The sequence below is a fragment of the Parabacteroides merdae ATCC 43184 genome (assembly GCF_025151215.1).
GTDB lineage: Bacteria > Bacteroidota > Bacteroidia > Bacteroidales > Tannerellaceae > Parabacteroides > Parabacteroides merdae.
Window position 1 is genome coordinate 4,228,931 of sequence record NZ_CP102286.1, and the last position, 15,990, is coordinate 4,244,920.

Below are 15,990 nucleotides of genomic sequence, written 5' to 3' on the forward strand. Positions count from 1 at the left end.
CATGTTGAACTATCATGATGATAAATCATCATTTATGATTCATATCTGCCAAACTATGAGAATTTGCCTTAGCTGTATCGTTTTTACACTTCAATGTATACCTATGTGAATATTACAAACTGAATTCTAAATAAATATATTGCCAATTAAGCTTAATTTATATGTTATACAAAACATGCAAATCACAATATGTTAATATATAGACATTTAACACATTGCTAAAAACTCACCGTTGGAAGATTAGTGCATATCAAATGGATAAAAATATACATTCATACACATTATTAACATCTAAATTTGCAACGTTTTCATCATAGTTCTTGAAGAACTACGATAAAAATACTCTTTTGTGAAAGGTGCATATAGAAAAATGCAAGGTTCCGGTTTTGGAGGATGAGAATTATAATGTGGCAGGAAACACCTTAAATTTCCGCTTTTGGACAATCCGTGCACATGAATTGGATGAATATGTCTCTTTCTCATAGAGGGGACCTCTATTTTTGCGATATTGAAAAATAATACCTATGAGAACACAACGATTCATCACAATCGTGTGCCTGTTGCTTTGGACAGTCGCACACTTGCACGCGTATGAAAAACGCGACTTGTTGCAAAAAGAGGTCGATTTTGAGAAAGTCAAATCCGCGTTGATAATGGAGCAGAAGTGGGTGCCGTATCCTGATTATTCTGACCGGGCCGGTTGGGATAAACTCCTCGGTGATTATAAAGAAAAGTATATCCGGAAAGGAGAAAGTTATCTGGATTATGAGTGGAAGGTTGTGAAAGCGACCGATTATCTGGAGTTCGGACGAAGTGGTGACCGGGCGATTATGGAGAGTCCGTTCGGTAAAAACAATTCCGCACTCGGAAGTCTGTTCATGGCAGAGATGGCTGAAGGGAAGGGACGCTTTGTCGATCAGATTATCAATGGTGTTTTTGCAAGTTGTGAAATGACGAGCTGGGCATTGTCGGCCCATTTGGGATTACAGAAGGTCGGAGGATGCTTTCCGAGCTATGAAGAACATGTGATTGATTTGGGTTCAGGAAATCTTGCTTCCCAGTTGTCTTGGATTTATTATTACCTGAAACCTTCGTTCGATAAGGTAAATCCTTTGATTTCAAAAAGGCTGCGGCATGAATTACAGGTCCGCATCCTCGATACCTATATGAATGAAGATCATTTCTGGTGGATGGCGTTCAACCTGAAGCCTGGCGGATTGGTGAATAACTGGAATCCGTGGTGTAACTTCAATGTGCTGCAATGTTTCTTCCTGCTTGAGAATGATCGGGATAAATTGGCAAAAGCGGTTTACCGGACGATGACTTCCGTGGATCATTTCATCAATTATACGCATGGAGACGGAGGTTGCGAGGAAGGCCCTTCTTATTGGGGACATGCTGCTGGAAAGATGTACGATTATCTGCAGATGCTTTCTGACGGGACAGGTGGTAAAGTCTCCGTATTCGATCAGCCTATCATTAAGAATATGGGTGAATATATTGCCCGCTCTTATGTGGGGAACGGCTGGGTGGTCAACTTTGCCGATGCTTCTGCCAAAGGAGGAGGGGATGCCGATCTCATTTTCAGGTATGGGAAAGCAGTCGAAAGCCCTCTTATGATGAACTATGCTGCTTATCTCAAGAGTCTTTCTGATAAGGACGGTATTCCTTCCGGTGACCCTTTCCGTCTGTTCCAAACCTTGCTCTCCCGTGAAGAACTGGAAGGAATGAGTGCAGATTATCAGGCTCCCGGCTATTCCTGGTATCCGGAAACCGAATTTTGCTATATGACCAACAAGAATGGCTTTTTCGTGGCAACGAAAGGAGGCTATAATAATGAAAGCCATAATCATAACGATGCAGGGACCTTCTCCCTTTACTTGAATACGACGCCTATTTTTATCGATGCCGGAGTCGGGACCTATACCCGTCAGACCTTCAGTTCCGAACGCTATTCAATCTGGACAATGCAGAGTAATTATCACAACCTGCCTATGGTGAACGGTGTGCCACAGCAGTTCGGTTCGGAATTTAGGGCTACGGATGTGCACTTTGATTCGAGACGTATGTATTTCTCTGCAAATATTGCGACAGCTTATCCGGCAGAGGCAAATGTAAAAAAATGGGTCCGTTCGTACCAGTTGGGAAAGAACTCCCTGAAAATAGAAGATTCGTTCTCTTTGGACAAGGCGGATAAACCGAATCAAGTCAATTTCCTCACTTGGGGGGAGGTGGATGTGTCGGTTCCGGGAGTAGTCACGGTTGAAGTGAATGGTGAGAAAGTCCGGATGACGTATAATAAGAGCGCCTTTACACCGACTGTCGAAACGATCCGCCTGGACGATCCTCGCTTGTCGAATGTTTGGGGCGAACAGGTCTGCCGGATATCGTTGAACGCTAATAAGCAGCCGCTTTCCGGCTCCTATACTTATACAATAACAACAATAAAATAATTGGTACATGATGAAAAATTTGATTGCATTTGCTTTTTCGGCATTTCTGCTATCTTGTGCAGGTGCCCCTAAAACAGAGGAAAAAAGTTTTATTGACGAGAATATCGATTTTGCCCGTGCACAAATAGGGAATGAGATCGGTGTGATCGAAGCGAGTGGGAAATGCTTGAATCCGGTGACGCTTAAGACAGACAGTTCTGTCTATTATTGTGGTTATGCGGATTGGCGGAGCGGCTTTTTCCCCGGATCTGTCTGGTATTTGTATGAACTGACGGGCGACAGCACGTTGCTGCCGTTGGCCGCCAAATATACGGATGCCATAGAGGAAGCCAAAAACCTGACTTGGCATCATGATATCGGATTTATTGTAAATTGCAGTTTCGGGAATGGCTTGAGACTGGCAGGGACGCCTTCTTATAAAGATGTGATGGTGCAGGCTGCCAAGTCGTTGTCTACCCGCTTCCGTCCGGCTGCCGGGATTATCCAGTCGTGGGATGTGGAACGTGGATGGCAGTCTGAACGGGGTTGGGAATGTCCGGTTATCATTGACAACATGATGAATCTGGAACTGATGTTCGAAGCGACGCGTCTGTCCGGCGACTCTTCTTTCTATAAGATTGCGGTGTCGCATGCCGATCGTACCATGGAGGAACATTTTCGCCCGGATGGAAGTTGTTACCATGTGATTGACTACAGTATCAAGGATGGTAAAGTGCGCCATCGCCAGACGGCACAAGGATATGCCGACGAATCTATCTGGAGTCGCGGGCAGGCATGGGCTATCTACGGTTATGCGGTATGCTATCGTGAAACCAAAGACCGTAAATATCTGGATCAGGCATTGAAAACTTTCACAATGATGAAGAATTTGAAGAATATGCCGGAAGATCTGATTCCTTACTGGGATATGTCGGCTCCGAATATCCCGAACGAACCACGCGATGTATCGACGGCTTCCTGTATCGCTTCCGCGCTTTATGAGATCAGTACGATGGATGTACCGGATGCAGCCGGCTATAAAATGTATGCCGACAGTATCATGGTTTCACTTTCTTCTCCGGCCTATCGGGCTGCATTGGGCACAAATGGAAACTTCCTGCTGATGCATTCTGTTGGCAGCATTCCTCACAATTCGGAAATAGACGTCCCATTGAACTATGCCGATTACTATTATCTGGAAGCATTAAAACGTAAACGGGATATCGAGAAAGGTCTTTAATTAATGAGTATGCATTATGCTTAAATATCTATTTCCCTTATCATTTTTCTTTTTTATATAATATTCATAACTTTGCTTATCCGCGCGTATCGGGACCGGCAAGGAGAGTTTCCGTCCGATAAACCCTATTATTTGCTGATCGATATGTTGTTGGGTGGAGCTTGTATTGGCGAAGTCGATTCTTTGGCTTTGCCGGTGGAGATGAAAGTGGGGCAGGTACGATATTATAGGAAGGATTGATATATTTAATTTAAGATAGCATGAAAACAGGAAAGTTGATTTTCGCATTGGTATTTCTGATGTTGTTTGCCGATGCTTCGATGGCTGCCAAGTGGAAAGCCAAACATGTAGTTTTGATCGGTCTGGACGGCTGGGGCGCTTATAGTGTGAACAAGGCCGAAATGCCGAATGTGAAGAAGTTGATGGAAGAAGGATCTTATACGTTGAAAAAACGCTCTGTACTTCCGTCTTCCAGTGCCGTAAACTGGGCTTCCATGTATATGGGGGCGGGACCGGAACTTCATGGTTACACGGAATGGGGATCGCAAACTCCGGAACTGCCTTCCCGTGTAGTGAATAAGCACGGTATTTTCCCGACTGTGTTCAGCTTGCTTCGCGAGTCTGATCCGAAAGCTGAAATCGGCTGTATCTGTGAATGGGCGGGAATCCGTTACGTTGTCGATACGTTAGCTTTGAGTTATGATAAAAATATTACGGAAAAGCCGCAGAATCCGGCCACTGCCAAATGTGCGGTTGAATATATCAAGCGTGCACATCCGGCATTGGTCAATATCGTTTTCGACGAACCCGATCATGTCGGTCATGCTGAAGGTCATGACACACCTGCCTACTATGAAAAGCTGAAAGAGCTCGACGGCTATATCGGCCAAATCATTCAGGCGGTTAAGGATGCAGGTATGTTGGATGAGACTATCTTTATCGTCACAGCCGATCATGGTGGTATCAAGAAGGGGCATGGCGGCAAGACCATGGAAGAAATGGAGACTGCCTTTATTATTGCCGGCAAGGGAATCAAGAAAGGATATGAATTCCAGGAAAGCATGATGCAGTTCGACTGTGCTTCGACAATCGCTTATATCTTCGGGTTGAAACAGCCGCAGGTTTGGATCGGACGTCCGATGATCCAGGTGTTTAAATGACCGTTTTCTTTCTGTATTCAGCCGGGGTAATTTCAAACTGGGCTTTGAAACAGCGGGTGAAATAACGCGGAGAACCGAAGCCCAGCCGGTCGGAGATGTCGGCGATCTGTAGATCGGGGTTTTCCGTCAACATGGTTGCGGCCCGCTTCAGTTTGCAGTTGAGGACAAAGTCATTGGGTGTCATACCTGTCAGTGCCTTGAATTTGGCATACAATGAACTTCGACTGAGTCCCAACTCGCGGGCCATCATATTCATGTCGAAGTCGATATTATCAAGATTCTTTTCAATGATCGAGTTGACCGTATCCAAGAACTTTTGGTCTATCGGGTTGCTTGCCAGCGATTGCGCATCGAAATCTTTCTGCTGGCTGAATTTCTTTTGCAGGATAATACGATTACGGACTAGGTTATTGCAACGCGCCAGTAATACCTTTGCATTGAATGGTTTGTTTATATAGTCGTCGGCGCCTCGTTGTAAGCCTTCGATATTTTGCTCGGCGGAAGTGAGTGCCGTAAGCAGTACGACCGGGATGTGGCATACATCAAAATCATTTTTGATCTTCAAGCACATCTCTGTTCCGGACATTTCCGGCATCATGACATCGCTAACGATGATGTCCGGTCGTTCTGCGCGTGCCTTTTCCAATCCTTCTTTACCGTTTCGTGCCAGTAGGACGCGGTAGGTCGGTGAGAACAGGGAGTTGAGTATCTGGAGTAACTCTTCGTTGTCTTCGACCAGTAGGATCGTATGAGGGGAATCGTCTCCTTCGATCAATAGCTCTTTTTGTTCCGTATCGGAAAACTCTTCCATGTGATCGGAAAAGGCGACCGTGTCGGGAATCAGGCTTTCCGTTTGCTTTTTTTGCTGCTTTTGTGCCAGTTCTTCCTCGGTAAAATGCGTGTAGCCTTTCTGGAGATGGACAATGAAAATACTACCGTAGCCCGGTGTACTTTCCACTTGTATCGTTCCGTGGTGCAACTCGATTATGCTTTTGGTCAATGAAAGTCCGATCCCCGTGCTGGGAGTCTTGGTGATATTCGAGATACCGTTTTCAGCCTGATAGAATCGGTCGAATATTTTGTCTATATCTTCTTTGCTGATACCGATACCGTTGTCGATAACTTTAATGGTAACTTCATTTTCTTTGTTTTCCAAAATCATTTCAATGGCTGCATTCGGTTTGGTGTACTTGAAAGCATTGGATAGCAGGTTATAGAAGACTTTTTGCATTTGCTTCGGGTCGAAATAACACAAAACATTCTCTTGCGGAGCCGTGAAATTGTATGTGATGGAACGGCTGGACGCATATTCATAAAAAGACAGGTAAATCTCTTTCAGGAACGGGACGATGTCTTGCTCGTACACTTTCAGCTTCATATGTCCCTGTTCCAGTTTACGGAAATCCAATAACTCACTGATCAAGTTCCGCATATGATAAGTGTTTTTATATACTTTCAGCAGTTTGTTGTATACGGAAGGTGACAATGAACTGCTTTGTAATAAGAGTTCTATCTGGGAGATAATCAGTGTCAACGGTGTCCTGAACTCATGCGAGATGTTGGAGAAGAACTGTAGTTTTGCCTGATTCAACTCTTCGATCGCTTCTTTTTCCTTCCGTTCCATTTCCAGTGAAGTTTGCAACATGTATTGTGATTTCTTGAAACGGTAAATGCTGTACAGTATACTAATGATCAAGATGAAGTAGAGGAAATAAGCTAAGTTGGATGCATACCAGGGGGAATGGATATGAATGTCCATCTTGATGGTACGCGGTTGTTCCTGATTCGGGTCGTATTGTATTTCCCGGACGATGAGCGTGTACTTTCCGGGGTTCAAGTTCGTATAGAAAATATTGTTGTCTTTGCTGGGTATCCATTTCTTGTCGAAACCTTCCAACATGTATTCGTAAGACGCCTTTTTCAGCGTATTGACATAGTTGTTCGATGTAAAAGTGAAAATCAGATTATTTTGATTATAGGCCAGCTCTATTTCTCGAGTGAAAGGTAGGGCGGTGGCCAGCACCTTGTTGTGGTCGCCGGGAGAAACTTGTTCGTTGTTAATGAACAGGTCGGAAAAATATAGTTGGTAGTCTTTGGCGGAGTTGAACAACTGCTGTTCAAAGAATGTCGCCATGCCATTGCTGCTGCCGACGAATATTTCTCCGTTTTTGCAGACCAGGATTCCGCAACCGATGTTTATGCCTGTCAGAGGCAGGGCCGTCCCCAGTTCCACGACCTTGAACAGGTTTTGATCCGGATCGAAAAAGGTAATTCCTTTGTCGCCTGTTATCACTAATTGGTCCAGGGTCGACAAGGTGAGTTCATAGCAGTAGTCACTGGCGATGAAGCTATTTTCGGTTGTATATCCGATAAACCGTTTGTTCTTCTCGTCATAGTGGAACAGGCCGGAGCCACGGGTTCCGAGGAAGATCCGTCCCTCTTTGTCTTCGATTATTTGAGATATGGGAAATGTTCCCAATCCGTTTTCACCAGAACGGTATTGTACCTTGTCTTCTTCATTTTCGAGGTTGATCTTCCAGACACCTTTGCCGTAGGCCAACCAAATGTACCCTTTCGAGTCAATTAGGAAGCAGGTGTTCCCGTAATACTTACCGCTTTTGAACAATGGAGATACTTTTTCTGTATATAGATTCATTTTGAAGATTCCTTTCGGTCCGGTACAAATCAATTCGTCATTGTAGATTCTCATCTGGTTGATGCGGTCGCCTGCTATTACGGCATAAGACGGATCTTCGAAATAGGGATTTTTGAACCGTTTGTTTTTGATGTCGTAGATGGATAGTCCTCCGGTATGTGTTCCAATATACAGTTTGTTGCGTTCAGGGCTGTAGGCTATTGCCTTCAGGTTGTTATGAGCAATGGAGTTACGATTCTCATCGGCCATGAAGTAGGTGAATTTCTTCGTTTTCCGGTCGAAAAAGTTCAACCCACCTCCTTCGGTACAGATCCAGATATTATTGTCTTTATCTTCCACCATATTACCGACGAAAGGATAATTCAGGCAATCGTTCCGGCTGTTGTTAGCTGCATAAACCGTGAAAATATCTGTCTCCGGGTTGAAATAATTGACACCGCCGTAATAGGTCCCCAACCAGATCGTGCCTTGTCTGTCTTTGTAAACGGGGAATACGGATGAATGGGTCATGCTGCCGGGCAGAGGGTTGCGGGCATAAACTTCGAACTGATTGCTGGTCGGATTATATTTGTTTAGCCCGGTGAAAGTGCCGAACCAGATGTTCCCGAAGTTGTCTTCCACGAAATCCCGGACCTGGTTGCTCGATATGTTGTTGGGGTTGGAAGGATCGTAACGGTAACGGGTGAAATTGCCGTGCACGTCCCTTTTGTACATGCCATTCATGCGAATGGATATCCAAAGATTATATTTGGAGTCTTCATATAGGTCGTAAATGTCTTCTCCCATGATCATACAGGTCAGGGATTTGTCGTCATTCATCTTGAAGAGTCCGTCTGTAGTGCCGATCCAGTACCGGCCGCCGGAATCTTCCAACAAACAGGTCGCACGCTGGTTCCGATTTTCCAGCCTCGTGACGAAATCGAAATCGTTTTTATCCGGATTCCAGGTGAGTATGGAGTCAGCTATTCCTACCCATATTGTTCCTTTGATAGAAGCGACGGTATATACGTTTGATTTCCGTAGGCATGAGAATTTCTGTGTCTGGATGTCATAGCGGATCAAGGATTGATCGGAGTCGAAGAAAACATTTCCATCTTTGTCGCCTGCAATGAAGTGCGTCTGGTTACCTATCGGATTGGCGTTTTGGCGATGAAATTCGGATGGTTTGTATACTTTGGTCTGTACGCCGTCGTATATGCTGATTCCCTCTTCCGTCCCGAACCACATTCTACCCAAATTATCCTGGTAGATGGCCATGACGGAAAGTTGTGACAGGCCTTCCTGCATGCCTATATGCTTGAAATATATCGGGTATGTGCCGGAGCAAAATCCTACAAGCAGTATGAGTGATATGATGATTCTTCTCATAGTATTATAGTATATAACATTAGCAGTTCTGTTGTTTAAGGGGCTAAGATAAAAAATTTTTCCAAAAGCATTATCTTTGCAGGCATGAAAAAGCAAGTCTTCATTTTTTATCCGTTTTTGTTAGTTCTCCTGTTGCTGTTGTTTGCCGGCGGACTGGTTTATGGCGCTGTCTCGATACCCGTTGAAAGTGTGGTGAATATATTGCTGGGAGAGGGAACGGAGCGACTTGCATGGCAGAATATTGTGTTGCAGAGCCGTTTTCCCCAGGCTGTAACGGCTTTGTTAGCAGGTGCTTCGCTGGCTGTTAGTGGATTGTTGCTACAGACATTGTTCAGGAATCCGCTTGCCGGTCCTTCCATATTGGGAATCAGTGACGGGGCCAATCTGGGAGTCGCTGCGATCATGCTCTATTTCGGCGGTTCGTTGAGTATGGTGACCGATTTGCCGATCAGCGGTTATCTGGCGGTTATCATGGCCGCATTTAGTGGTGCGGCCTGTATTTTGGGATTGATTATTTATTTCTCGGCGAAGGTGAAGAATAACGTCATGTTGTTGATTATCGGTATTATGATCGGTTATCTCGCTTCATCATTGATTTCGGTTCTGAATTATTATGCATCGACTGACAAGGTGCATGCATTTGTGATGTGGGGATTGGGGAACTTCTCCGGGGTTTCCTTGCAACAGCTGCCTTATTTTGCCGGTTTTACCTGTATAGGATTGCTATTGGCCATTCTTTTGATCAAACCTCTGAATGCATTGCTCTTAGGAGAAATGTATGCTGCCAATTTAGGAATCAAGATCAGGCGGACGCGTATTCTGATCCTGTTGTGTACAGGATTGCTTACTGCGACTACGACTGCCTTTTGCGGGCCGATCTCCTTTATCGGGCTGGCGGTCCCGCATGTCGCACGTTTGATGTTGGGCTCATCCAATCATAAGATGCTGGTTCCTGTAACGTTGCTGACCGGTTCTTGCATCGCGTTGCTTTGTAATCTGTTGATGGTATTGCCGGGTACGCATAACATATTGCCGCTGAATGCCGTGACTCCGATGCTCGGTGCGCCTGTCATCATTTATGTAATTGTGAACCGGAAAAACATCCAATACTTTGACTGACCGATATATGACAAAAGTAGCTGCAATAGAAACAAAAGGACTTTGTATCGGTTACCTGCTGAAAGGCGGTAAGAGGAAAGTGGTCCATGAGGATTTGAACCTGCAACTCGTTTCGGGCGAGGTGACTTGTTTGTTGGGACTGAACGGTGCCGGTAAATCGACGCTGCTTCGTACGCTTTGTGGTTTTCAGCCTCCACTCGGAGGGGAAATACGTTTGATGGGGAAGCCTCTTTCCGGTTATTCGCAGGCAAACTTTTCCTTGACTGTCGGTGTTGTACTGACAGAAAAGACTAATGCAGGAGGAATTACCGTCTATGAACTGGTTTCGTTGGGCAGGCATCCTTATACCGGCTTTTTCGGACAGTTGAAGAAGCGGGATCATGTTATCATCGAGCAATCGCTTGAAGCTGCCGGCATAGCTCATAAAGCCAATAACTATGTCTCGGAGCTAAGTGACGGTGAACGGCAGAAGGCTATGATTGCCAAGGCGCTTGCCCAACAGTGCCCGATTATCCTGTTGGACGAACCGACCGCCTTTCTGGATGTGACCAGCCGTATCGAAACAATGGTTTTGTTGCATCGCCTGGCAGTCGAGCAAGAGAAAGCGGTTCTGCTTTCTACTCACGACCTGGACCTGGCTATCCAAATGGGGGATTGCCTTTGGCTACAGGAGAAAGGACGTCCGATGGCTTGCGGAACTCCCGAAGACCTGATTATGAGTGGAGCTTTTGAATCTTTTTTCGGTAAGGAGGGAATCGTATTCGATCCGGCAACCGGAAAGCTGAATACGGAAGCTCCTACGTCACCCATCGGTGTGGAAGGCGACTTTCTGACTTCTTATTGGGTAGGGAATGCTCTGATCCGTAATGGTTACCGTCCTTCGCCCGTAAAGGAAGGGCAGTTGAATATCACTTGCAAGAGCCCGCATGAACTGGTTGTGGCTTTCCCTGAGGGCTGCAAGGAAGAACTCCGGACGGTGGCGGAGCTTGTCTCTCTTATCGGCATGAGAAAAAGTTTTTATGGACATGGAAACAACGTTTCTCGCTTATGACAATAAATTTTCCCGGTAGGAAATAAAAGTTTTGTTTAAGATTAAAAGGAATAAATATGGCAAACGAAATAACATGGCGGCTGGAGCATGAAAGGATCGGCCGGTTGTTGTTGCATTATGCGATGCCGGCAGTGATCGGTACAATGGTGAATGCTCTTTATAATATTGTCGACCGTATCTTTATCGGTCAGGGAGTCGGTCCGCTGGCAATGGCAGGATTGACGCTGACATTCCCTATTCTGTTGTTCCTCCAAGCGTTTGGAATGCTCATAGGGGCGGGGGCTGCGACGCGTGTCTCCATCTATCTGGGACGGAGGGAGAATGAGATGGCGGAAAAGGTATTGGGGAATGCTTTCACCTTGACATTCATCATAACGCTTGCGACAGTAGTTCCCTGCATGATCTGGATGAAAGATTTATTACTGGCTTTCGGGGGAAGCGAACAGACCATCCCGTATGCACAGGACTATCTGAATATCGTGGTTCCGGGGACGCTCCTGACCTCCCTCAGTTTTGGCTTCAACGCTGTCATGCGTGCTTCCGGCTATCCGAAGAAAGCAATGTTTACCATGCTGATCGGGGCGATAACCAATGTGATACTTGATCCTATTTTCATTTTCTGGCTGGATATGGGGATTAAGGGGGCTGCCATTGCGACGATCATCTCGATGCTGCTCTGTACTCTTTTTGTCATGAACCATTTTGTCCAAAAAGACAGTATCGTCCGTTTCCATAAAGGGACGTTCAAGCTGGAAAAGCATGTGGTATGGAATATCCTGACGATCGGTGTTTCGCCTTTTGCCATGCAGTTGGCGGGAAGTTTGGTGGTGGTGATCCAGAACTATGCACTCAAACAGCATGGGGGAGACTTGGCATTGGGGGCAAACGGCATTATCACCAGTGTCGGAATGCTTTTGGTGATGCTGATTATCGGGATCGCGCAGGGGATGCAGCCGATTGTCGGTTTCAATTTCGGGGCAAAGAAATACGAGCGTGTCCAGGAAACGCTACGTCTGGTCATTATAACCGCTACCATTATCATGGGAGTCGGCTGCTTTTGTAGCGTGGCGTTTCCGAAATTGATCACCCGTGCCTTTACGAACGATCCTGATTTATTGGATGTGACGGCAAATGGCTTGCGGATCAGTTTGCTGGTATTTGTGGTCGTCGGTTCGCAGATCTCGATCAGCCAGTTTTTCCAAAGCATCGGGATTGCTTGGAAGGCTATGTTTTTGAGTTTAAGCCGCCAAGTCTTGTTCCTGATACCAGCGATGTTGCTGTTCTCCCGCTTTTGGGGGTTGGATGGTGTCTGGTATGCTGCTCCCTTCTCTGATTTTGTTGCGGCTGTAACTGCTTGGCTCTTTTTGTGGTATCATGTTAAAAACATGAAAAGTAAGAATTCGGATTGAACTTTTTAGTATCTTGTTTGTCATACTATATGAAAGTAGATTGATTAGGTTTCAACTAAAAGAATGAGAAGTATGAAAAGAGTATTATTATTACTGGCTGTCCTGCTATTTAGTGCAGGGACAATGATGGCCCAGCAGGATAAAGCTGCCGAGAAGGCCGCCAAGAAAGCAGAAAAAGAAGCGAAGAAAGCCGCCGAAGCAGCTGAACAGATGGCCTTGTTCGAACAAGGTGTACAAGCACTGAAGGAGAAAGATTTTGTATTGGAAGCCGAACGTGTCGAGTTTAAGCGTGGACAATTCGTCTATGTGACCCCGAGCACGAACTTTGTTTCCATGAAAGGTGACCGGGCGACTATCCAGTTGGCTTTCAATACTGCCGCTGCCGGCCCGAACGGGATCGGGGGGATAACGGTCGATGGCAGTGCTTCAAATATAGAGATGAAAACAGACAAAAAAGGAAATGTCACGTTTAGTATGATGGTACAAGGTGTTGCAGTCTCCGCCAATGTGACAATCCGTATGGTAAAAGGCACGAACAAGTGTACGGCAACTGTGAGTCCGAACTTCAACAGCAACCGTATTTCGTTTACCGGTTATCTGTATCCGTCGGATCAGTCCAACGTGTTTAAGGGGCGTGCCATCTGACGTGTAGATTCTTTTGTTCAGGAAAAGCTGCTTTCGGAAAGGAAAGCAGCTTTTTTTGTGCAACGTATTTTATATCTTTGTCCGTCAAAATATCATAAACATAAAAGTCATGCAATTAGCAATAGATCAGAAAGACATAGATAAGTTCCTGATGGTGGGTGACAAGGTGCTTATCAAACCGAAGAACCCGCAGAGTCAGACAAAATCCGGATTGTATCTGCCGCCTACCGTCCAGCAGGAGAAGATTCAGAGCGGCTATATCATCAAGGTCGGTCCCGGTTTCCCGCTTCCTTCCCAGAGTGAGGAACATGAAGTATGGGAAAAGAAGAAAGAGGGTGAGGTGCATTATCTTCCTTTGCAGGCGCATGAAGGCGATTTGGCTGTATTTCTACAGAATGCGGCTTACGAGATCAATTTTAATGAAGAGAAGTTCCTGATCGTCCCTCATTCGGCTATTTTGATGTTGGTTCGTGACGAAGGTTTGTTCGAATAACTCCTTTTTGTTTGGCAAAATACTGTGCTATCCAGTTTTTTGATGTATTTTTGCAACCAAATCAACAAGACTAACTATCAATAGTAGCGATTATAATGAATAAAATTGTAAGTAAAGAACATTTCTCTGCCAACGTAGTGAAACTGGAAGTGGAAGCACCTTTGATTGCTCGCTCCCGTAAGGCAGGCCACTTTGTTATCGTGAAGGTGGGTGAGAAAGGTGAACGCATTCCCCTCACCATTGCCGGAGCTGATACGACGAAAGGAACTATCACACTCGTGATCCAGGCTGTAGGAGGTTCGTCAAAAAAGATATGCGAACTGAATGCCGGTGATTATATTACCGATTTGGTCGGTCCGCTGGGGCAAGCCACCCATATCGAGAAAGTCGGCACGGTCGTGTGTGCCGGCGGTGGTGTCGGTGTGGCTCCTTTATTGCCGATCGTGGAGGCTTTTCATAAGGCGGGCAACCGTGTGATTGTAGTGCTGGCCGCCCGTACGAAGGAGCTGGTTATCTTGGAAGAGCAGATGCGCGCCAACTCCGATGAGGTGATCGTGATGACAGACGACGGTTCTTACGGTACAAAAGGTTTGGTGACGAATGGCGTGGAAAGTGTGATCAACCGTGAAAAGGTGGATTTGTGCGTCACGATCGGTCCGGCCGTCATGATGAAATTCGTCTCTGCCCTGACGAAGAAATACGAGATCCCGACAGTCGCCTCTTTGAATACGATTATGGTGGACGGGACCGGAATGTGTGGCGCTTGCCGTATTACGGTCGGAGGAAAGACGAAGTTCGTCTGTGTGGACGGACCGGAATTCGATGCTCACCAAGTAGATTTCGATGAGATGCTGATGCGCCTCGGTGCTTATAAAGATATTGAAAAGAAATAACGAAACCACAGTAAACAAATGACAACAGAAGAACTGATCGCTGCCCGTCGTGCCGAACCGTGGAGAGAAGCACTGCGTAAAAGCAAAAAAAATAAGGAACGTACGGATATCCCCCGTGTAGAAATGAATGAGCTGGATGCGGAATACCGCAGCCATACCCGCCTCGAAGAGGTAAACCTCGGATTGACGAAGGAGCAGGCCATGCAGGAAGCCCAGCGTTGTCTGGACTGTCCGAATCCGACCTGTATGCAAGGATGTCCGGTAAGTATCAATATCCCGACGTTTGTGAAGAACATCGAGCGGGGAGAGTTTCTGGAAGCAGCCAGAGTGCTGAAGGAAACAAGTGCATTGCCGGCTGTCTGCGGCCGTGTATGTCCGCAGGAAAAACAGTGCGAAAGCAAGTGCATTCATCTGAAGATGGGTAAACCGGCTGTCGCTATCGGTTACTTGGAACGTTTTGCCGCCGATTATGAACGGGAAAGCGGAAACATTTCCATCCCGGAAGTAGCGGAGAAGAACGGCATTAAGATTGCCGTTGTCGGTTCAGGTCCCGCCGGCCTTTCGTTTGCCGGTGATATGGCAAAGCGTGGCTATGATGTGACGGTGTTCGAAGCTTTGCACGAAATCGGTGGTGTGTTGAAATACGGTATTCCCGAATTCCGCCTGCCGAATAAGATTGTGGATGTAGAGATTGAAGGGCTGCGCAAGATGGGTGTGAAGTTCATGACAAACTGTATTGTCGGTAAGACAATCAGTTATGACGATCTGCATGCGGATGGTTTCAAAGGAATCTTCGCTGCCAGTGGCGCCGGGCTTCCTAACTTTATGAATATTCCGGGAGAGAACCTGGTCGGGGTGATGTCTTCCAACGAATACTTGACACGTGTCAATCTGATGGATGCAGCCAATCCGGATAGCGATACGCCTGTCTTGCAGGGTAAGAAAGTGGCTGTCATCGGTGGTGGCAATACAGCAATGGACTCGGTCCGTACTGCTCGCCGCTTGGGTGCCGAACGTGCCATGATCGTTTATCGCCGTAGTGAAGAAGAGATGCCCGCACGCTTGGAGGAGGTGAAACATGCCAAAGAGGAAGGTGTGGAGTTTATGACCTTGCATAATCCGGTCGAATATCTTGGTGACGAACGGGGCCGTGTCAAACAGATGCGCTTGCAGAAGATGGAGCTGGGTGAACCGGATGCTTCCGGACGTCGTCGTCCTGTACCAGTCGAAGGAGCGATCGAAACAATTGATGTGGATGAAGTGATTGTCAGCGTCGGTGTTTCTCCCAATCCGCTTATCCCGCGTGCTTTCCAGGGATTGGAAGTAAGCAAAAAGGGAACGATCGTGGTGAATGAAGAAAATATGCGCTCAGCCTTGCCTGATGTATATGCGGGTGGTGATATCGTCCGTGGCGGTGCAACCGTAATCCTGGCAATGGGTGACGGTCGTAAGGCTGCTGCTGCAATGGATGAAGCATTGAGGGGATAGTGTGGTATTTTTTCAATATTTTGACTTTTGAGGATA

12 protein-coding genes are annotated in these 15,990 nt (G+C 46.2%); 11 read left to right on the top strand and 1 reads right to left on the bottom strand.

Translation table 11 applies throughout. The annotated features are described in order from the left end of the window. Positions 1 to 524 precede the first annotated feature (524 nt). The 4 genes from NQ542_RS17105 to NQ542_RS17120 all read left to right on the top strand — a co-directional run bounded on the left by NQ542_RS17105 (position 525) and on the right by NQ542_RS17120 (position 4,832). Positions 525 to 2,453 carry a heparinase II/III family protein gene (locus tag NQ542_RS17105; protein WP_005637387.1) on the top strand — a complete coding sequence of 643 codons (1,929 nt, stop codon included), beginning with the start codon at positions 525 to 527 and terminating at the stop codon, positions 2,451 to 2,453. Between the two features lie 7 nt (positions 2,454 to 2,460). After that, positions 2,461 to 3,672 (top strand): glycoside hydrolase family 88 protein, encoded by a 1,212-nt coding sequence (locus NQ542_RS17110; protein ID WP_005637385.1) that lies wholly within the window; start codon positions 2,461 to 2,463, stop codon positions 3,670 to 3,672. Positions 3,673 to 3,744: 72 nt separating this feature from the next. Then, the gene (locus tag NQ542_RS17115; RefSeq protein ID WP_154647508.1) at positions 3,745 to 3,912 is read left to right on the top strand and encodes a hypothetical protein; all 168 of its coding nucleotides are present in this window, start codon (positions 3,745 to 3,747) and stop codon (positions 3,910 to 3,912) included. Between the two features lie 20 nt (positions 3,913 to 3,932). Then, on the top strand, positions 3,933 to 4,832 hold the full coding sequence (locus tag NQ542_RS17120) for an alkaline phosphatase (protein ID WP_005637381.1): 900 nt from the start codon (positions 3,933 to 3,935) through the stop codon (positions 4,830 to 4,832). Here the strand turns inward: NQ542_RS17120 and NQ542_RS17125 are convergent. After that, a complete protein-coding gene (locus tag NQ542_RS17125; protein WP_005650501.1) occupies positions 4,825 to 8,856 on the bottom strand; it encodes a hybrid sensor histidine kinase/response regulator transcription factor in 4,032 nt (1,343 codons plus the stop codon). The genes NQ542_RS17120 and NQ542_RS17125 overlap by 8 nt on opposite strands. A gap of 84 nt (positions 8,857 to 8,940) precedes the next feature. Here NQ542_RS17125 and NQ542_RS17130 point away from each other — a divergent pair, with 84 nt between their 5' ends. The 7 genes from NQ542_RS17130 (at position 8,941) to gltA (ending at position 15,954) form a co-directional block, all read left to right on the top strand. Beyond that, positions 8,941 to 9,975 carry an iron ABC transporter permease gene (locus tag NQ542_RS17130; protein WP_005637378.1) on the top strand — a complete coding sequence of 345 codons (1,035 nt, stop codon included), beginning with the start codon at positions 8,941 to 8,943 and terminating at the stop codon, positions 9,973 to 9,975. Positions 9,976 to 9,982: 7 nt separating this feature from the next. Next, positions 9,983 to 11,026 (top strand): ABC transporter ATP-binding protein, encoded by a 1,044-nt coding sequence (locus tag NQ542_RS17135; RefSeq protein ID WP_005637376.1) that lies wholly within the window; start codon positions 9,983 to 9,985, stop codon positions 11,024 to 11,026. Between the two features lie 56 nt (positions 11,027 to 11,082). Further along, positions 11,083 to 12,435, top strand: coding sequence for an MATE family efflux transporter (locus tag NQ542_RS17140; protein ID WP_005637374.1), 1,353 nt, complete (start codon positions 11,083 to 11,085; stop codon positions 12,433 to 12,435). A 72-nt stretch (positions 12,436 to 12,507) separates the two neighbouring features. Further along, positions 12,508 to 13,080 (top strand): DUF4251 domain-containing protein, encoded by a 573-nt coding sequence (locus tag NQ542_RS17145; RefSeq protein ID WP_005637372.1) that lies wholly within the window; start codon positions 12,508 to 12,510, stop codon positions 13,078 to 13,080. A gap of 109 nt (positions 13,081 to 13,189) precedes the next feature. Further along, positions 13,190 to 13,573, top strand: a complete 384-nt coding sequence (locus NQ542_RS17150; protein WP_005637370.1) for a co-chaperone GroES — start codon at positions 13,190 to 13,192, stop codon at positions 13,571 to 13,573. Between the two features lie 95 nt (positions 13,574 to 13,668). Then, positions 13,669 to 14,466, top strand: a complete 798-nt coding sequence (locus NQ542_RS17155) for a sulfide/dihydroorotate dehydrogenase-like FAD/NAD-binding protein (RefSeq protein WP_005637368.1) — start codon at positions 13,669 to 13,671, stop codon at positions 14,464 to 14,466. A gap of 18 nt (positions 14,467 to 14,484) precedes the next feature. Next, positions 14,485 to 15,954 (top strand): NADPH-dependent glutamate synthase, encoded by a 1,470-nt coding sequence (gene gltA / locus NQ542_RS17160; RefSeq protein ID WP_005637367.1) that lies wholly within the window; start codon positions 14,485 to 14,487, stop codon positions 15,952 to 15,954. Positions 15,955 to 15,990 lie beyond the last annotated feature (36 nt).